Origin of the sequence: Nonomuraea polychroma, assembly GCF_004011505.1 — a bacterium.
GTDB lineage: Bacteria > Actinomycetota > Actinomycetes > Streptosporangiales > Streptosporangiaceae > Nonomuraea > Nonomuraea polychroma.
On the sequence record NZ_SAUN01000001.1, the window covers coordinates 6,004,602 to 6,022,423 of the forward strand.

The 17,822-nt window shown below is 71.8% G+C and carries 14 protein-coding genes; 9 read left to right on the plus strand and 5 right to left on the minus strand.

The window, feature by feature from the left end; all coding sequences use genetic code 11:
* Positions 1 to 18 precede the first annotated feature (18 nt).
* A complete protein-coding gene (locus EDD27_RS27325; protein ID WP_127934916.1) occupies positions 19 to 1,242 on the plus strand; it encodes a LeuA family protein in 1,224 nt (407 codons plus the stop codon).
* Between the two features lie 61 nt (positions 1,243 to 1,303).
* Here the strand turns inward: EDD27_RS27325 and EDD27_RS27330 are convergent, their stop codons facing one another.
* Positions 1,304 to 1,795 (minus strand): MarR family winged helix-turn-helix transcriptional regulator, encoded by a 492-nt coding sequence (locus tag EDD27_RS27330; RefSeq protein WP_127934917.1) that lies wholly within the window; start codon positions 1,793 to 1,795, stop codon positions 1,304 to 1,306.
* A 116-nt stretch (positions 1,796 to 1,911) separates the two neighbouring features.
* On the opposite strand from EDD27_RS27330, the gene EDD27_RS27335 reads away from it, so the two are divergent.
* Positions 1,912 to 2,877: an alpha/beta hydrolase gene (locus EDD27_RS27335; RefSeq protein ID WP_127934918.1), complete on the plus strand. Its 966-nt coding sequence runs from the start codon at positions 1,912 to 1,914 to the stop codon at positions 2,875 to 2,877.
* Positions 2,878 to 2,967: 90 nt separating this feature from the next.
* Here EDD27_RS27335 and EDD27_RS27340 read toward each other — a convergent pair whose 3' ends face one another.
* Entirely contained in the window at positions 2,968 to 4,428 is a 1,461-nt protein-coding gene (locus tag EDD27_RS27340; protein WP_241564280.1) for an LCP family protein, read from the minus strand.
* A 119-nt stretch (positions 4,429 to 4,547) separates the two neighbouring features.
* Between EDD27_RS27340 and EDD27_RS27345 the strand changes: the two genes are divergently transcribed.
* Both EDD27_RS27345 and EDD27_RS27350 read left to right on the plus strand, forming a co-directional pair.
* On the plus strand, positions 4,548 to 5,408 hold the full coding sequence (locus tag EDD27_RS27345) for a crotonase/enoyl-CoA hydratase family protein (RefSeq protein ID WP_127934920.1): 861 nt from the start codon (positions 4,548 to 4,550) through the stop codon (positions 5,406 to 5,408).
* Position 5,409: 1 nt separating this feature from the next.
* Positions 5,410 to 6,333 carry an alpha/beta hydrolase gene (locus EDD27_RS27350; RefSeq protein WP_127934921.1) on the plus strand — a complete coding sequence of 308 codons (924 nt, stop codon included), beginning with the start codon at positions 5,410 to 5,412 and terminating at the stop codon, positions 6,331 to 6,333.
* On the opposite strand, the gene EDD27_RS27355 is transcribed toward EDD27_RS27350, so the two are convergent.
* Positions 6,306 to 7,799 (minus strand): alpha/beta hydrolase family protein, encoded by a 1,494-nt coding sequence (locus EDD27_RS27355; protein ID WP_127934922.1) that lies wholly within the window; start codon positions 7,797 to 7,799, stop codon positions 6,306 to 6,308. The two genes, EDD27_RS27350 and EDD27_RS27355, sit on opposite strands and share 28 nt — an antisense overlap.
* Positions 7,800 to 7,908: 109 nt before the next feature.
* Here EDD27_RS27355 and EDD27_RS27360 point away from each other — a divergent pair, with 109 nt between their 5' ends.
* The 3 genes from EDD27_RS27360 (at position 7,909) to EDD27_RS27370 (ending at position 13,728) form a co-directional block, all read left to right on the plus strand.
* The gene (locus tag EDD27_RS27360; protein ID WP_127934923.1) at positions 7,909 to 9,018 is read left to right on the plus strand and encodes an exonuclease SbcCD subunit D; all 1,110 of its coding nucleotides are present in this window, start codon (positions 7,909 to 7,911) and stop codon (positions 9,016 to 9,018) included.
* Positions 9,019 to 12,771 (plus strand): AAA family ATPase, encoded by a 3,753-nt coding sequence (locus tag EDD27_RS57935; protein WP_127934924.1) that lies wholly within the window; start codon positions 9,019 to 9,021, stop codon positions 12,769 to 12,771.
* Between the two features lie 72 nt (positions 12,772 to 12,843).
* Positions 12,844 to 13,728 carry an NAD-dependent epimerase/dehydratase family protein gene (locus EDD27_RS27370; protein ID WP_127934925.1) on the plus strand — a complete coding sequence of 295 codons (885 nt, stop codon included), beginning with the start codon at positions 12,844 to 12,846 and terminating at the stop codon, positions 13,726 to 13,728.
* Here EDD27_RS27370 and EDD27_RS27375 read toward each other — a convergent pair.
* Together EDD27_RS27375 and EDD27_RS27380 are read right to left on the minus strand one after the other, a co-directional pair.
* A complete protein-coding gene (locus tag EDD27_RS27375; protein ID WP_127934926.1) occupies positions 13,719 to 14,339 on the minus strand; it encodes a dihydrofolate reductase family protein in 621 nt (206 codons plus the stop codon). The two genes, EDD27_RS27370 and EDD27_RS27375, sit on opposite strands and share 10 nt — an antisense overlap.
* 38 nt (positions 14,340 to 14,377) lie before the next feature.
* A complete protein-coding gene (locus tag EDD27_RS27380) occupies positions 14,378 to 15,013 on the minus strand; it encodes an HAD family hydrolase (protein ID WP_127934927.1) in 636 nt (211 codons plus the stop codon).
* Positions 15,014 to 15,137: 124 nt separating this feature from the next.
* Here EDD27_RS27380 and EDD27_RS27385 point away from each other — a divergent pair, with 124 nt between their 5' ends.
* The gene (locus EDD27_RS27385) at positions 15,138 to 16,427 is read left to right on the plus strand and encodes an MFS transporter (protein WP_127934928.1); all 1,290 of its coding nucleotides are present in this window, start codon (positions 15,138 to 15,140) and stop codon (positions 16,425 to 16,427) included.
* A gap of 70 nt (positions 16,428 to 16,497) precedes the next feature.
* Positions 16,498 to 17,811 (plus strand): NAD(P)/FAD-dependent oxidoreductase, encoded by a 1,314-nt coding sequence (locus EDD27_RS27390; protein ID WP_127934929.1) that lies wholly within the window; start codon positions 16,498 to 16,500, stop codon positions 17,809 to 17,811.
* Positions 17,812 to 17,822: the final 11 nt, after the last annotated feature.

The window sequence follows — 17,822 nt, forward strand, 5'->3', positions numbered from 1 at the left end:
ACATGTCAACGTGAGGGCATGCCAAAGGTTCATTTCCTCGATGTGACCAACCGGGACGGCGTGCAGACCGCGCGCACCGGCCTGTCGAAGTTCGGCAAGACCATGGTCAACTTCTATCTGGCCAGGCTCGGGGTGGCGCAGTCCGAGATCGGGTTCCCGTTCCTGTTCCACGAGGTCCCCTACGTGAAGGCGCAGCTGGCGCTGGCCGAGGCGGGAGCGTTCGGCGAGCTGCGGCTGTCGGGCTGGTGCCGGGGCGTGCCGCAGGACGTGGAGCGGGCGGCGCCGCTCGGGCTCAAGCACTACAACCTGTCCATCTCGACGTCCGACTACATGATCCAGAACAAGTTCCGCGGCCGGCTGGACAGGGGCGCGATCATCAGGGAGATGACGGCGGCGGTCCGCGTGGCCAAGGACGCGGGCGCGCTGACCGTGGGCGTGAACGCGGAGGACGGCTCGCGTACCGATGACGGCTTCCTGCTGGAGTTCGCGCTGGCGGCCAAGCAGGCGGGCGCCGACCGCGTGCGATACTGCGACACGATCGGCGGCGACACGCCCGACAGGATCCGCGAGCGCTTCGCGAAGCTGGCCTCGGCCACCGCGATGCCGGTCGAGACGCATTGCCACAACGACCTGGGCATGGCCGTGGCCAACTCGGTCTCCGGCGCGCTCGGCGACCTCGACGCCGGGCAGGACGCGTGGATCAACACGTGCGTGAACGGCATCGGCGAACGTTCCGGCAACGCCGACCTGCTGTCCACCATCCTGGCCTTCGAGCACGGCTTCGGACTGAACGCCGAGATCGGTGACGCGCTCGACCTGTCCTGGGCGCGCCGGTTCGGGTTGTGGGCGAGTCACGCGTTCGGGCAGCCGCTGCCGTACAACCAGGTGGGGGTGGGGCGCAATGCGTTCGCGCACGAGTCGGGCATCCACGCCGACGGCGCGCTGAAGGATCACGGCAACTACGAGTTGTACGACGAGGCGACGCTGGGCCCGTTCCCCGAGGACTGGCACGCGAGGAGCGGGCGGGTCGTGCTGACCGGCGAGTACGGCGGGAAGGCCGGGTTCCGGCACGTCATGGACGGGCTCGGGATCGAGGTGGCAGAGGAGGAGGATCTGGCGTTCCGGCTGGTCCAGCTCTGCAACGCGATGACCGGCCGGCCGCTCACCGACGACGAACTGCGCCTGATCGCGACCTATCCCCGCGAGCTGTCCCTGCTCTTCCCCGGCTACGAAGGCGACTGACGACACCGCCGGCCGCGGCGTGCCCTGCGACGTCACCCCGCCGGGGCGGGCGAGCAGGCCGTTAACCGCGGCTGACGTTGGCGATGAGCACGCGGAGCAGCTGTTTGACGGTGGTGTGCTGTTCGGGGGTCAGGCCCATGGCGTCGCCGATGGCGAGGGGGACCGTACGCGCTCGTTCGCGAAGGCTCGCGCCTGCCTCGGTGAGGGTGATGGCCACCGAGCGCTCATCGTCGGCACGTCGTTCGCGGCGGATCAGGTTGCCGGCTTCCAGGCGTTTGAGGAGGGGGGACAGCGTGCTGGACTCCAGCTGGAGTGCGGCGCCCAGCTCCCGCACCGAGACCGAGCCCTGCTCCCACAGCACGAGCATGACCAGGTATTGGGGATAGGTCAGCCCGAGCTCCTCCAGCAGGGGGCGATATCGCGCGGTGACCGACCGTGAGGCGGCATAGAGGGCGAAGCAGAGCTGGTCGTCCAGCAGGAGCGAGCCCTCTTGGACGGTGACGTTCGGGTCCACCCGTTCCTCCCTGGCGCACACGATCGATGACGATGTCATCCTAGCCGACCTGAGGCGCGCACGACCAGGTTGCACCCAAATAAGTTGTGCACGACTTAATTGCGCGCTACAGTTTCGGCTGTCGCCACTTCGGCGCCCATCACAAGGAGCACGCCATGTCCGAACACGCCATCAGTCCCGTGCTGGAGCCGGCCGCCGCCGCGTTCGCCGAAGCCACCGCCAATCCGCCGTACTTGTTCGACCTCGGCCCGGCCGAGGGCCGCAAGGTCGTGGACGAGGTGCAGTCAGGCGACATCGCCAAACCCGAGGTCGCCGAGGAGTGGGTGACCGTCCAGGGCGGGCCCACGGGGTCCGTCCAGGCCCGCATCGTCCGGCCGGCCGACGCCGACGGGCAGCTACCGGTGATCGTCTACATTCACGGCGCCGGCTGGGTGTTCGGCAACGCCCACACGCACGACCGGCTGGTGCGCGAACTGGCGGTCGGCGCCCGGGCCGCCGTCGTCTTCCCCGAGTACGACCTGTCCCCCGAGACTCGCTACCCGATCGCCATCGAGCAGAACTACACGGTCGCCCGCTGGATCGTCACCGACGGCGCCGCCCATGGCCTGGACGCCACCCGCATCGCCGTGGCCGGCGACTCCGTGGGCGGCAACATGTCCGCCGCGCTCACCCTCATGGCGAAGGAACGCGGGGACGTGCCGCTGGTGCAGCAGGTGCTCTTCTACCCGGTCACCGACGCGAGCTTCGACACCGCCTCCTACCACCAGTTCGCCACCGGCTACTTCCTGCGCCGCGACGCCATGCAGTGGTTCTGGGACCAGTACACCACCGACGAGGCCCAGCGCGCCGAGATCACCGCCTCCCCGCTGCGGGCCTCGCTGGACGACCTGGCCGGCCTGCCGCCGGCCCTGGTCATCACCGCTGAGGCCGACGTCCTCCGCGACGAGGGCGAGGCGTACGCCAACAAGCTGCGCCAGGCCGGCGTCCCGGTCACGGCCGTGCGCTACCAGGGCATCATCCACGACTTCGTCATGCTCAACGCCCTGCGCGAGACCCACGCCGCCGGCGCCGCCGTCAACCAGGCCATCAGCACACTGCGCACCGCCCTCGGCACCGCCTGATCCCTGGCCGCCTGTGCGGAACTCCGGCGCCGACCGGGATCCGCACCGGCGCCCCCCTGGAGCGCACCGCCGCGGTTCTCCGCGGCGGGCTCAGAGCGCTCCGCCGCACCCTTCCGTGAGGCCCTTGGCCGGGTTGGCGCTGGTGCCGGTGCTCTTCTTCGGGGTCTTCTTCGGGGCCGGGCTGGACGACACGCCGGGCGAGGCGGTGGCGGCGAGGGCCGGCTTGGGCGCGGACGAGTCCCGGATGGCCTTGGCCGCGACGGTGCGGATCTTCTCCCAGTCGGGGTAGCCGGTGTTGATCAGCGGCGGCACGAACTGCACGCTCGTCACCTTCGCGTTCTTGACCTTCAGCGCGAGCGGCACCAGGTGCGGGAGCATGCGGCGCGGGATGTCGGTCCTGATCAGCTCTTTGGTGGCCAGCGCGATCCTGTTGAACCTGGTCAGCACCGTCGCCGGGTCCGCCTGGTCGAGCAGCGCGCCCAGCACGCAGCGCTGGCGGCGCATCCGGGTGTAGTCGTCGCTGTTGGTGCGCGAGCGGGCGTACCACATGGCGTCGGCGCCCTTCAGCTTGCGCGTGCCGGCCTTGACCAGGCCCTCGTTGTACTTGCCGAACACGACGTCGGTCTCGACGTTGATCGTGACGCCGCCGATGGCGTCGATGAGGCGGGCGAAGCCCCACATGTTGACCAGGGCGTACCAGTCGACCTTGACGCCCAGGGTGTAGCCGATCGTGTCCATCAGGACTTTGGGGCCCTGGTGCTGCTTGCCACCGAAGATCTCCGGGTGCGCGTCGGCGTACTCCCAGACGCTGTTGAGCAGGTCGCTGCGCCCGCCGGCGGCGTCGGCCGGCAGCCGGAACCCGTTGGGGAAACGCTGGGCCATGGGCGTGCCCGGCCGGAACCGCACGTTCTCCAGGTTGCGCGGCAGGCTGAACAGCACGGTGTTGCCGGTCTTCACGTCCACGCTGGCCAGGTTCATGCTGTCGGTACGCACGCCGACCCGGTGATCGTCGGCGTCCCCGCCGAGGAGCAGGATGTTGACCCGCTGCCGCCCCGCCCACGGGTCCTCGGGCTTGGGCTGCGCCGCGACCGGCGACTCACCGTCGGGCGGGTTCTCCTGGAAGATGTCGTGGAGCGTGCCCTGGAAGGTCCAAGCGAACTGGCCGGCCACCCCGAACGGCACCATCACCATGACGGCCAGCAGCCCCGCCACCGTGCCGGTGAGGATCTGCCCGGTCTGCGGCAGCCGCCCCGGCCGCAGCACCATGAACGAGTGCACGATCAGCACGAACCACGCGATCCCCAGCACCCCCGCGCCGATGATGATCGCGGTCAGCCAGGAGTTCTCGATGAAGGAGCCGACGAGCTGGTCGAAGTCGTTCAGCAGCCACACCGCGAGCAGCGCCAGCAGCCCCGCGGCGTAGCAGGAGATCAGGGTGAGGCCGGTCTTGCGCCAGCCCGCGCGCAGGTGAGCCGCCCCCGGCGCCAGTGCCGCGAGCACCAGCCAGCCGAGGACCTCGCCGGCACTCGCCGGCCCCTTCGCCTGCTGCACGCCATCCCCGTTTCCCCGAGAGCCGACCCTAGGCCTGAATCGAGTCGGCAGCCTACGCATGGAATACGAAATATGTCTTTATCGGAGAGTGAACATCAGTAACCGAATAAAATTCGGGTATGCCCTTCTCTGAGATCGACTACGACGTGGACGACCGTGTCGCCACCATCACATTGAACCGCCCCGATCGCCTCAACGCGTTCACCTTTGCCATGCGCGGAGAGTTGATCGAGGCATTCGACCTCGCCGACGCCGACGACGAGGTACGCGCTGTGGTGGTCACGGGCGCGGGCCGGGCCTTCTGCGCCGGGGCCGATCTCGGCGGGGGCGGCGGCACGTTCGCCCACCGGGAACCCGCCGAACTGGTGGACGGCGTCCCGCGCGACGGCGGCGGCACGGTGGCGCTCAGGATCGCCAGATCGCTCAAGCCGGTCATCGGCGCGATCAACGGCCCGGCGGTGGGCGTCGGGGTCACGATGACGTTGCCCATGGACGTCAGGCTCGCCTCGGAGGAGGCGCGGTTCGGGTTCGTGTTCGCCCGGCGGGGCATCGTGACCGAGGCCGCGTCGAGCTGGTTCCTGCCGAGGATCGTCGGCATCGCCCAGGCCATGGAGTGGGCCGCCACCGGGCGGGTCTTCCCCGCCGCCGAGGCGCTCGACGGGCGGCTGGTCTCCCGGGTGTATCCCGCCGGGGAGCTGCTCCCCGCCGCTTATGCGCTGGCCAGGGAGATCGCGGACAACACCTCGGCCGTCTCCGTGGCCGCCGTCCGCCGGCTCATGTGGTCCGGCCTGTCGGCGGCGTCCCCTTGGGAGGCGCACGCGGCCGACTCCCGGCTCATGGCCGAACTCGGCGGTGCGCCCGACACCGTCGAAGGTGTCACGGCGTTCCTGGAGAAGAGGAAGGCGGACTTCCCCATGAAGGTGAGCAAGGATCTCCCGCCCGGGATGCCCTTCTGGCCGGAAAATCCTTATGGTGGCTAGCATGTACGAGATCACCACGCTGCGGCTCCCGGACGACTTCGAGGGCGAGGTCGTCGCGACGCTGATCTCCAGGACGGTCGGATCCCGCCGGGCGGTGCTCTACCTGCACGGGTTCACCGACTACTTCTTCCAGGACCACCTGGCCGACTACTACGTCCAGCGCGGCATCGACTTCTACGCCCTCGACCTGCGCAAATACGGCCGCTCGTTGCTGCCGCACCAGACCAGGGGCCTCATCAGGAGCGTCACCGACTACTTCCCCGAGATCGACGAGGCCGTACGGATCATCAGGCAGGACCACGACGAGCTGACGATCAACGCGCACTCGACCGGCGGCCTGATCGCTCCCCTGTGGGCCGACCGGGTGCGCGGCCGCGGCCTGGTGCAGGGTCTCGTGCTCAACAGCCCGTTCTTCGACCTGAACGTGCCCGCGCCGCTCCGCGTGACCGCCGACCTGCTCAAAACGCCTCTGTCGTACACGCGCAGGGCGCTCCCGCTGGGGATCAGCACCGCGTACGGGCAGGCCCTGCACCGCGACCACCACGGCGAATGGGACTACGACCTGGAGCTCAAGCCGCTGGGCGGATTCGCGGTGCACGCCATGTGGCTGGCCGCCATCCGGCGGGCACAGCGGCGCCTGCACGCGGGCCTCTCGGTGGACGTGCCGGTGCTCGTGCTCGCCTCGTCGGCGGGCCTGCGGGTACGCGACTTCGTCCCGGAGGCGCGCTCGGCCGACATCGTGCTGGACCCGCGCCAGATCGCCCGCTGGGCCACCTCGGTCGGGCCGCACGTCACGTGCGTCCGCATCCAGGACGGCGTGCACGACCTGGTGCTGTCGGCGGAGCCGGTGCGCAAGCAGGTGTTCGCCGAACTGGACCGCTGGATGACCGCCTTCGTCTACCAGGGGAACGAGAACAACCCGTAGTAGGCCGCCGCCACCATCAGCAGCCCGGTGCCGCCCAGCACGCCCGCGACCGCGACGTGCTGCCAGCGGCTCGGCTCCATGCCCTCGCGCAGCGCCGACACGAACGCCGCCACCGCCGTGACCTCCTGGATCAGCATGAGCACGGCCAGCAGCCGCACGACCAGCCACCCGGCCAGCACGGCCGGCCAGGCTCCCGCCTGGTTGATCGAGAACATCACCAGCAGCGCGATGAACGCCACCACCGACGCCAGCAGGCCCAGGCTGGTCCACGCGATCCTGACCAGCCGGCGCCTGATCGGCCGCCACAGGCGGGCGTTGCTTTCGACGGTCAGGTGGCCCCGGCCGCGCAGCCGTACGAGGACGGCGGCGACCGGGCCGGCCACGTAGCCGACCGCGGCCAGGCAGATCGTCAGGCCCAGCATCGTGCCGCCCGCGTACCAGGGGGCCTCGGGCACGTCGCTGGCCTCGAACCGCTGCACCGGGGTGGCGCCCGCCATGTGGACCGCGGGCTTGGCGGTGGCGGGCAGGCCGGTGATCCAGTTGGCGAGGGTCTCCAGGTAGCCCTTGGTGAACGGCCCGCCGTGGACGCGCATGGCGTGGTCGCCGTCGGCCATGAACCGGATCGTGTAGTCGTCGTTGCCCGCCTTGTCCATGGCCGTGATGAGCGCCTTGGTGGACTCGACGAAGGGGATCGAGGGGTCGGTGGTGCCGTAGAACGCCAGGACCGGCTGCTTGATCTGGCTTAAAGCGGGCATCGCGTCGTAACGCAGGAAGTTGAAGCCGACCCCGCCCATCGCCCTGGTCAGCAGGTCGCGCGCGCCGACCGGGGCACGCAGCCTGAGCAGCTGCTCGTTCAGCGCCCAGGCGACCTGGCGCAGCGGGGAGACGTTCGGCGAGGACACCAGCACCACGAACCCGACCGCCGTGCTCTTGGCTGCGGCGATCGGGATCACCCAGCCGCCCTCGCTCACGCCCCAGATCCCGACCCGCGTGGGATCCACCTCGGGCAGCGTGCGCAGATACTCCACCATGCGCAGCGCGTCGTCGGCGAGCAGCCCGAAGTCGCGCTCGCGGAAGTTGTAGCCGATCGTGCGCTTGTCGAACGCGATCGTCACCACGCCCGCCTTGGCCAGGAACTCCGCCTGCGGTGTGAACTCGGTACGCGAGCCGTTGCCCGACCCCGACACGAACACCATCGCCGGGTGCCGCCCGGGCGTCATGGGCGCCCGCAGCGTGCCCTCCAGCCGCTGCCCCTCGGCGGCGACGGAGATCTCCTGCCTGCGGACGGAGGCGACCGACACCACCGGCCGCACCTCGCTCGCCGGTTGCGGCGCGATCGCCTGGAAAGCTGGATCGACCTTGAGCGGCGGCGGATCGAACGCGGGCGGCAACACATAGCCGACCGTCGCAAGAGCCACCAGCACAAGACCGGCGGCTACGCTCAAGGTGCCACGGCCCGTGCGCATCGGCCTCCCCATGTGCGTTGGTTTGCCCGCTCCGATCTTCCAGCCTACTCCTGGCGGGTGGGGCTACAGGGACCGCTTTTGTCGGTGAGAACTGTTAGCTTGCTGCGACATGCGGATCCTGCACACCTCCGACTGGCATCTGGGGCGCACCTTCCACCGCGAGAGCCTGCTGGCCGGGCAGGCGGCCTTCGTCGATCACCTGGTGGAGACGGTCCGGGCCGAGCACATCGACGTGGTGGCCGTCGCCGGTGACGTCTACGACCGGGCGCTGCCGCCGGTCGACGCCGTCGCCCTGCTGGACGAGGCGCTCGCCCGGCTGGTGTCGGCCGGGGCGCGGGTGGTGCTGATCAGCGGCAACCACGATTCGGCACTGCGGCTGCGGTTCGGGTCGGCGTTGTTCGAGGCGGCCGGGGTGCACGTGCGCACAGCACCGGATCTTTCCTGGGAGCCGGTGCTGGTGGACGAGGTGGCCTTCTACGGCATCCCCTACCTGGAGCCTGAGCTGGTCCGCGCGCCATGGGAGCTGCCGGACCGCAGTCACACCGCCGCGATCACGTATGCGATGGACCGGATCAGGGCCGATGCCGCACACCGGCGCGCGTCGGTCGTGCTGGCCCATTGCTTCGTGACCGGAGGCCAGGCCAGCGACAGCGAGCGGGACATCAGCGTGGGCGGGGTGGCCCACGTGCCGCTGGCGGCCTTCGACGGGGTGGACTACGTGGCGCTGGGTCACCTGCACGGGCGGCAGCGCATGTCGGAGAGCGTGCGCTACTCGGGGTCGCCGCTGGCCTACTCCTTCTCCGAGACGGGGCAGGTCAAGGGGTCGTGGCTGGTGGAGCTGGGCTCGTCGGTGGAGTTCGTGCCGGCGCCCGTGCCCCGGCCCGTGGGGCGGCTGCGCGGGGAGCTGGACGAGCTGCTGACACATCCGAAATATGCCGACGTCGAGGGGCATTGGCTGCAGGTCACCCTCACCGACGCCGTCCGGCCCAAATCCGCCATGGACCGGTTGCGTGCTCGCTTCCCCCACACCCTCGCCCTCTCCTTCGACCCGGTCGGCGCCGCGCCTTCGGCCCAGCCCGTACGCCTGAACGGGCGGCCCGAGGCGGAGGTCGCGCTCGATTTCGTCAGGGAGGTGCGCGGCGAGCCTGCCGCACCTGAGGAGGAAGACCTGCTAAGACAGGCCATCGAGGCGTCGAGGGTGAAGGAGACGATGGCGTAGATGCGGCCGCACCGGCTCACGCTGACGGCGTTCGGGTCCTTCCCCGGCACCGAGACGGTCGATTTCGACGCCCTCGCCGAGGCCGGCCTCTTCCTCGTGCACGGACCCACCGGGGCGGGCAAGACCACGATCCTCGACGCGCTCTGCTTCGCCCTCTACGGGCAGGTCCCCGGGCAACGCAACAGCGCCCGCAGCCTGCGCTGCGACCACGCCCCGCCCTCGGCCGGGCCGTCGGTCACCCTGGAGGTGTCGATCCGCGGCCGCTTATTGCGCATCCAGCGCTCGCCGGCCTGGCTCCGGCCCAAACTGCGGGGCACGGGCTTCACGGAGGAGAAGTCCAAGGTCGTCGTCTCGGAGCGGCACGGCTCCTGCTGGCATGGCCTGACGACCCGCCTGGACGAGGCGGGAGACCTGGTCGGCGGGCTGCTCGGCATGAACGCCGACCAGTTCTGGCAGGTGGCCATGTTGCCGCAGGGGGATTTCGCCAAGTTCCTGCGGGCGGACGGCGAGGAGCGGGCGAAGCTGCTGGAGCGGCTGTTCACGGTCAAGGTCTTCGCGGCGGCGGAGTCCTGGCTGGCCGAGCAGCGCAAGCTCGCGGGGCGCGCGGCCCAGGAGCTGCGGCAGCAGGTGGACTTCGCCATTCAGCGTGTGGAGGAGGCGGCGGGCGACGACCTCCGTGCGGCACTCATGCAGACCGATGCTCCCACCGGGCCGTCTGCTCCCCTCGCACCGTCGGAGGCTGCGGAGGCGGTGGCGGCACAGCCGGATCCCGGCTCCGACCCGTTGCGGTGGGCCGGGGCGTTGCTCGACGCCGCGCGCGCCGTCGTGACGCGGACTGAAGAGGAGCACGAGACGGCGGGGCAGGCGTTGCGGGCGGCACGCCGGCGCTTCGACCAGGCCGCCGCCCTCGCCGACAGGCAGCGCCGCTACGCCGAGGCGCTCACCTCGCGCCGCATGCTCGACGAGCGCGCCGACGAACGCGCCGACCTGCAGGCCATCCTCGACGACGCCGCCCGAGCGGACCGCGTGATCCCCCTCATCACCGCCGCCAGGCAACGCGAGGAGGCAGCCGCCAAGGCCCGCACCATGGCCGCCGACGCCCTGTCCCGCGCCCGGCCCCTCCTGTCCGGCGCCTTGGCCGCCGGCCCCCACTCCCAGGCGCGCCCCCTCCTGTCCGGCACCTTCACGGACCCCGGCGCCGAGCAGGCACCAGGGCACCGCACCGCTGATGCGGCGGAGACATCGGCCCTAGGGGCGCCCGAGGTGGGTGAGCTGGCGGCGTTGGAGCGGCAGCGGCAGGCGGAGATCGCCCGGCTGTCCGAGCTGCTCACCGAGGAGGCCCGGCTCTCCGTCGTCCGCCGAGACCTCCTGCGCGTGGAGGCGGAGCTCGCCGAGCTCGTCACCGCCGACGAGACCGCGGCCACCCGGCTCGCCCTCCTGCCCGGGCTCATCGAGCAGGCCGAGGGCAGGCTGGCCCAGGCCAGGATGGACGCCGCCAGGATCCCGGCCGTCCAGGCCGTACGCGACGCGGCGGCGGACCTGATCGAGGTCGACCGGGAGCTGGCCAGGCTGGCCGTGGAGCTCGACGCGCTGGCACAGCGCGAGGCCGAGGTGTCCGCCGCCGGCGCCGAGCTGCCCGAACGCCTCGCCGACGCCGGCGCGGCTCTGGCGGAGGCACGCGCGCAGGCGGCGGCCATCCCTGCGGCCGCCGCGGACCTCGACGCCGCGCGGGCCGCGCTGGAGGCGACCCACCGCCGCGACGCCCTGGCCGCCGAGCTCGACGTGGCAGCCGCCGCACACCAGGTGCTCGTGGACCACGCACAGACGCTCCGGGAGCGCTGGCTCGACCTGCGCCAGGCCCGCATGGACGGCATGGCGGCGGAGCTGGCCCGCGACCTGGCCGACGGCCGCCCGTGCTCGGTCTGCGGGTCCGAGCACCACCCTCACCCGGCCTCGCCGGCCCCGGCCGCCCCGTCGGCCGACGACGAGCGGGAAGCGGAAGACGCGCACGAGGCGGCCCTGGCCGAGCGGGAGACATCCGAACGTGCCCTCGCCTCACTCGAGTCCCGGCACGCCGCCGCCGCGGAGGCCGCCGGCGACCTTGACCCCGAGTCCGCCGCGGACGCCGTCCGGCAGGCCGAGGAGGAGCTGGCCCGCCTACAGGCGGTGGCCGACCGCGAGCCCGCCCTCGCCGCCGCGCTCGAGCGGGTCGAAGCCGACCGCGAGCGGGTCAGGGACCAGGCCGGTGAGATCGCCGAGGCTCTCGCCGCCCACCACGCCCACCGCACCCGCCTGGAGACCGAACGGGCCCGCCTCCACACCCGCCTCACGACCACCCACGCTGAGGACGCGCGGGCCGGTTTCCGGCACTCCAGGGCCGCGGCGGCCCCAGCCGAGCCGGAAGGCACCGGCGCGCTGGACGGCGTCGGCGCGCTGGACGGCGCGGGCCGGCTCGATGACGCCGGCCTGCTGGGTGGGGCCGGCGAGCTGGACGGCGCGGGTGTGCTCGCCGCCGCCGGCCAGGAGCTGCGCAGGCTGCAGGAGTCGGCCGGGCGGGAGCCGCGGCTGGCGGCTGAGGCGGCCGCGCTCGGCCGGGAGCGCTCGGAGCTGGAGGAGCAGGGCAGGAGGGTGGCCGCGCGGCTGGCGGCGTGCCGCACCAGACATGAGGAGCTGAGCGGTGACGCCGCGCGGCTCCGTGCCAGGCTGGATGCCGCGCGCGGCGACGACACGACGATCACCGCCCGCCTGTCCCGGCTCGGCGACGAGGCCGAGCTGCTGCGCGAGGCGCTGGAGGCCACGCAGGCGGCGGTGGCGGCCGCCGACGAGCTGGACAGAGTCCGCCGGCACGCTCAGGAGGCAGCGGTCGAGGCGGGGTTCGCGGACGTGCCGGACGCGCAGGCCGCGTACCGGAGCCAGGCCGAGCGGGAGGACAAAGCGGAGCGGCTGCGGCGGCTGGACGACGAGCACGCCGCCGTCACCGGGACGCTGGCCGATCCGGAGCTGGCCGCCGCCGCGGCCGAGCCCGTGCCGGACGTGGCGGCGATCGGCGCAGAGCGGGACGCGGCGGAGACGGCGTACACGAGGCTGGCCAGCGCCCGCGACCGCGCGGGGGCCAGGGCGCGCCGCCTGGCGGAGCTGCACGGCGAGCTGACGGCGTGCGTCGAGCGGTGGCGCCCGGCCGCCGACCGGCACCGGCTGGCCGAACGGATGGCCGCCCTGGCCGGCGGCACGTCCAGCGACAACCAGTGGAACATGAGCCTGACCTCCTATGTGCTCGGCGAGCGGCTGCGGCAGGTGGTGGACGCCGCGAACGAGCGCCTGGACCACATGTCGGCCGGCCGCTACCTGCTGCGGCACGACCTGCGGAAGACGGCCGGCTCGCGGGGCAGGTCGGGCGGCGGGCTCGGCCTGCGCGTGGCGGACGGGTGGACCGGCGTCGAGCGCGACCCCGCGACCCTGTCGGGCGGCGAGAGCTTCATCACCTCACTGGCCCTGGCGCTGGGCCTGGCCGACGTGGTCACGGCGGAGGCGGGCGGCGCGGAGATCGGCACGCTCTTCGTGGACGAGGGCTTCGGCACGCTGGACGAGGACACGCTGGACGGCGTGCTCGACATCCTGGACGGGCTGCGCGACGGGGGACGCGCCGTGGGCATCGTCAGCCACGTGGCCGAGCTGCGTTCCCGGATCACCGCCCAGCTCAAGGTCACCAAAACGCGCACCGGCTCCACGCTCGCCATCCTCGGGGTGGGATGAGCCGGGAGGCGGGTGTCACGCCAGGGGCGCGGAGATCTACCCTTGACCCGTCGCTCACCGAAGGAGTCACCCATGCGCGTCGTCGTCACAGGAGCCCACGGCAAGGTCGGGCGTGCGGCCGTCAAGGCGTTGATGGAGGCCGGTCACGAGGTGACCGCCGTCGACCTGACCCGCCCGGTCTGGGAGCGGCCCGAGCCGGGTGAGCCGCACTACCTGCAAGCCGACCTGACCGATGCGGGACAGGCGTTCGCCGTGGTCCGCGGGGCCGATGCGGTGGTGCACGCGGCCGCCCTCCCGGACCCGACGCACAACCCGCCGCAGGTGGTGTTCCAGAACAACCTGATGTCGACGTTCAACCTGATCGAGGCGGCGGTGCGGTTCGGGGTGCCGCGGTTCGTCAACATCTCCAGCGAGACCGTCCCGGGGTTCTTCTTCCCCGAGCGGAAGTTCCTGCCGGACTACGCGCCGATGGACGAGGATCATCCGATCCGGCCGCAGGACCCGTACGCGCTGGCCAAACACTTCGGCGAGCAGCTCATGGACGCCGCCGTCCGCCGCTCCGACATCAGGTGCATCTCGTTGCGGCCGAGCTGGGTCCAGCACGAGGGCAACTACGAGCGCAACCTCGGCCCGATCGTCCGCGATTCCTCGCTCGCCGGTGCGGGCCTGTGGAGCTACATCGACGTGTACGACCTCGCGGACGCCATCGTCCTGGCCGTCGAGTCGCGGTTGCCCGGCCACGAGGTGTTCTACATCGCCTCGCCGGACAACGTGGGCGGGCACGACTTCGCCGCGGTGTTGCGGCAGTACTTCGGCGACCAGATCGAGCTGCGGCCGCTCGCCCGGCCGGACGCGTCGGGCATCTCGTGCGCGAAGGCCCACCGCATGCTGGGCTGGAACCCGAAGCGGTCGTGGCGCGACTACCTGGACGACGACGGGCGCGCCCGTCAGCGGTGATAGCGCAGCCACACCAAGCCGTCGGGCAGGCTCTGGGCGGTGGCGAGGATGAGCGGCGCGGCGGCCGGCGCGGAGCCGTACCAGAAGCGGGTGGCCCGTTCGCCGGCCAGGCACGGGTGGACGAGCAGGCTGATCTCGTCCACCAGCCCGGCGGTCATCAGCGCGCCGGTGAGCCCGCCGCCGCTGTCCACGCGCACCACCCTGACCCCGTCGTCCCGGCCCAGCGCCCGCAGGGCTTCGGCGAGGTCGACGCGGTCGGCGCCGGTGACGAGCTCGCGCACCTGCCGCCCGGGCGGACGCTCAGGAGTGCTCGCGCAGTGCAGGGCGACGACGTCGGACCAGTGGCCGGCGTCACGCAGCGCCTCCCACTGGGTGACGCGGCCGCGGCCGTCCACGACGGCCAGCAGCGGACCGCCCTCGGCGGGGCCGGGCCCCTCGGCCTGCGCCAGAGCTTCCTCCTGGGCGAGGATGGTGTCGGCGCCGGCCAGGGTGAGGTCTTCCGTCCACGTCTGGGCCAGCTGGTAGAACCTCGCCACGTCGGGCTGGAACCCGGTGGTCGCTCCGTCGACGGACATGCCCACGTGCACCACCACATACGGACGTTGCGCCATGACCTCACCGTACGTCGCCGGGTCAGGGTCGGGGCAGGTCAATCCAGGGAGCTGATCAGGTCCGGCAGCGTGGCGGCGTCGTGGAAGAGGGCGGTCGCGCCCAGGCCGGTCAGGCGGGTGACCGGGGTCAGGCCGCCGGCGTACGCCAGGCAGCGCATGCCCGCGCTCACCGCCGCCATCACGCCGAACGGGCTGTCCTCCACCACCACGCACCGCTCGGGCGTCACCCCCATCGTGGCGGCGGCGTGCAGGAAAAGGTCGGGCGCCGGCTTGCCCTCGGCCACGTCCTCGGCGCTGAACACCCGCCCCGCGAACCGCTCCGTCAGCCCTGTGATCTCCAGGCTGCGGCGGATCGTGGTGTGCCGGCCGTTGGAGGCCACGCAGCTGGGCACGGTCAGCCGGTCGAGCGCCGCCTCGATGCCCTCGACGGCGCACAGCTCGGCCTTGATCGCGGCGGCATACTCGGCGTTGACCTGCTCCCGCCACCCCGGCGGCACCTCGCCGACCTGCTCGGCCCAGTATTCGTTGGTGCAGCCCACGAACCGCTCGGCGTACGCCGCCTCGTCGATCGTCCAGCCGAGGCGGCGCAGCGCGGCCGTGCCCACCCGTACGGAGATGGGCTCGCTGTCCACGAGCACCCCGTCGCAGTCGAAGATCACCAGATCGACAGGCAACCGTCATTCCTTTCCACGAGTGATCCGCTGCTGCAATCTATCGGGATGCCTGAAGCAATGTGACATAGCGCAGGTGATAGCGTCGTATCGCTTCACAAGACGCAAGTCCGCATAGTGAGACGAGATGACGACGACCTCCCCCGAGCTCGCGGCGCCGAGCCGATCCAGGATCGCGGCCGCGAGCCTCATCGGCACCGCGATCGAGTTCTACGACTTCTACATCTACGGCACCGCCGCGGCCCTGGTGCTCAACACGGCGTTCTTCCCCGGCATGGATCCGGTGGCGGCCACCCTGGCGTCGTTCTCGACGTTCGCCGTGGCGTTCGTGTCGCGGCCGCTCGGCTCGGCGGTGTTCGGGCACTGGGGCGACCGGATCGGGCGGAAGTCCATGCTGGTCGTGTCGCTGCTGGTGATGGGGCTGTCGACGGTCGCCATCGGGCTGCTGCCCGGGTATGCGGCCATCGGCGTCGTGGCGCCCGTGCTGCTGGTGCTGCTGCGCTTCACGCAGGGCATCGGGCTCGGCGGCGAATGGGGCGGCGCGGCGCTGCTGGCCACCGAGCACGCGCCGCCGGGCAAGCGCGGCCTCTACGCGATGTTCCCCCAGCTCGGGCCGTCGGTCGGGTTCATCGTGGCCAACGGGCTGTTCCTCATTCTCGGTGAGGTGCTCAGCGACGCGGAGTTCGACGGGTGGGGGTGGCGGCTGCCGTTCGTGGCGAGCCTGCTGCTCGTGATCGTCGGCCTGTACGTGCGGCTGAAGATCTCCGAGACGCCGGTCTTCCAAGCGGCCATGGACCAGCGGCGCATCGCCAAGGTGCCGTTCGCCGGGCTCATGCGGCACCAGTGGCGGCGGGTGCTGCTCGGCGCCGGGGCCATGACGATCGCGTACACGTTGTTCTACACCGCCACCACCTACTGCCTGGCGTACGGCACCGAGACCCTGAAGATCCCGCGGACCACGATGCTGGCGCTGACCATGATCGGAGTGCTGTTCATGGCGGCGGGCACCGTGGCCTCCGCGATGGTCTCCGACCGGCTGGGCCGCCGCCGTACCCTGATCACCGGCACGGCGCTGGCCACCGGGTGGGGGCTGGTGATGTTCCCGCTCATGGAGACCGCGTCAGTGGTGCTGGTCGGGCTGGCGCTGGCAGGCGCGCTCGGCCTGATGGGATTGATCTTCGGGCCGATGGGGGCGTACCTGCCCGAGCTCTTCAAGACCGAATACCGCTACAGCGGCGCCTCCGTGGCCTACAGCCTCGGCGGGGTGCTCGGCGGCGCGGTCCCGCCGCTGGTCGCCACCAGCATGCAGGCGAGCGGGCTCGGGGTGATGGCGATCGGCGGGTACGTGTCGGCGATGGCGCTGCTGAGCCTGCTCTGCCTGCTGGCGTTGCCGGAGACCGGCGAGCAGACGCTCTAGCCCCGTACTCATGTCACAAACGTGAGGGCTGACCCGTCCTTGAGGTGAAGAACCTGGAAGGAAACGGGCAATGAGCAAACACATTCTGATCGTCGGTGGCGGATATGTCGGCATGTACACCGCTATGGGACTGCGTAAGCTGATCCGCTCGGGTGAGGCGACCGTGACCGTGGTGGACCCGCGCGGCTATATGACGTACCAGCCGTTCCTGGCCGAAGCCGTCGGCGGGACGGTCGAGCCGCGCCACGTGGTCGCGTCCCTGAGCCGGGTGCTCAAGGGTGTGCGGGTGCTGACCGGGCGGGTCACGCGAGTGGACCACGCGGCGCGCAGCGCCGAGTTCCAGCCGGTGCAGGGGCCCGCCAGGACCATCGGGTACGACATTCTCGTGATGGCGGCCGGGTCGATCACCCGTACGCTGCCGATCCCCGGGCTGGCCGAGCACGCGGCCGGCTTCAAGACCGTCGGCGAGGCCGTGCACCTGCGCAACCACGTCCTGGCCCAGCTCGCCGCGGCGGCCTCGACGGACGACGAGCGAACGCGGCGGAGGGCGCTGGCGTTCGTGGTGGTCGGCGGCGGGTTCTCCGGGGTCGAGGCGTTGGCCGAGATGCAGGGTCTGGCCGACGAGGTCACCCGCTACTACGACGGCATCGAGCCCGCCGACCTGAGCTGGACGCTGGTCGAGGCCACCGGGCGGATCCTGCCCGAGCTGCACGAGGACCTCGGGCGCTGGACCGCCGACGCGTTGCGCAAGCGCGGCGTCGACGTCCGGCTCGGCACCCGGCTGGAGTCGGCCGCAGGCGGGGTGGCGGTGCTCAGCGACGGGGCCTCGCTGGACGCCGGCACGCTGGTGTGGGCCGCGGGCGGCCGGCCCAACCCGCTGGCGGCGGCCAGCGGGCTGCCGGTGGACCGGCTCGGGCGCATCGCGGCCACCGAATACCTGACGGTGGCGGGGATCGAGGACGCCTTCGCGGCCGGCGACGGCGCGGCGGTGCCCGACCTGACGCGGCCGGGCGAGTTCACCGCGCCCAACGCCCAGCACGCAGTCCGGCAGGCCAAGCTGCTCGGGCGGAACCTCGTCGCCTATGTCAGGGGGCGGCGGCTCAAGGCGTACCGTCACGCCTATCTCGGGTCGGTCGCCGGGCTCGGGCACCACCAAGGGGTCGCGCAGGTGTATCGGCTGCGGTTGACCGGGTTCCTTGGGTGGCTGGCGCATCGGGCGTACCACCTGGCGTGGGTGCCGACGTTCCACCACAAGGCCCGGGTGCTGACGGACTGGGGGCTGTCGATGATCTTCCGGCGGGAGGCGGTGCAACTGCAGGCCATCGAGCACGCCGACGAGGAGTTCCGTGCCGCCCTGACCGCCGACCTGCCGCGGGCGGCCTGAGCCGCCCGCCG

Excerpts from the sequence above, each read along its gene's own strand:
- EDD27_RS27325 (WP_127934916.1), top strand. The coding sequence starts at position 19 with ATGCCAAAGGTTCATTTCCTCGATGTGACCAACCGGGACGGCGTGCAG.
- EDD27_RS27330 (WP_127934917.1), bottom strand. The coding sequence starts at position 1,795 with ATGACATCGTCATCGATCGTGTGCGCCAGGGAGGAACGGGTGGACCCG.
- EDD27_RS27335 (WP_127934918.1), top strand. The coding sequence starts at position 1,912 with ATGTCCGAACACGCCATCAGTCCCGTGCTGGAGCCGGCCGCCGCCGCG.
- EDD27_RS27345 (WP_127934920.1), top strand. The coding sequence starts at position 4,548 with ATGCCCTTCTCTGAGATCGACTACGACGTGGACGACCGTGTCGCCACC.
- EDD27_RS27350 (WP_127934921.1), top strand. The coding sequence starts at position 5,410 with ATGTACGAGATCACCACGCTGCGGCTCCCGGACGACTTCGAGGGCGAG.
- EDD27_RS27355 (WP_127934922.1), bottom strand. The coding sequence starts at position 7,799 with ATGCGCACGGGCCGTGGCACCTTGAGCGTAGCCGCCGGTCTTGTGCTG.
- EDD27_RS27360 (WP_127934923.1), top strand. The coding sequence starts at position 7,909 with ATGCGGATCCTGCACACCTCCGACTGGCATCTGGGGCGCACCTTCCAC.
- EDD27_RS57935 (WP_127934924.1), top strand. The coding sequence starts at position 9,019 with ATGCGGCCGCACCGGCTCACGCTGACGGCGTTCGGGTCCTTCCCCGGC.
- EDD27_RS27370 (WP_127934925.1), top strand. The coding sequence starts at position 12,844 with ATGCGCGTCGTCGTCACAGGAGCCCACGGCAAGGTCGGGCGTGCGGCC.
- EDD27_RS27375 (WP_127934926.1), bottom strand. The coding sequence starts at position 14,339 with ATGGCGCAACGTCCGTATGTGGTGGTGCACGTGGGCATGTCCGTCGAC.
- EDD27_RS27385 (WP_127934928.1), top strand. The coding sequence starts at position 15,138 with ATGACGACGACCTCCCCCGAGCTCGCGGCGCCGAGCCGATCCAGGATC.
- EDD27_RS27390 (WP_127934929.1), top strand. The coding sequence starts at position 16,498 with ATGAGCAAACACATTCTGATCGTCGGTGGCGGATATGTCGGCATGTAC.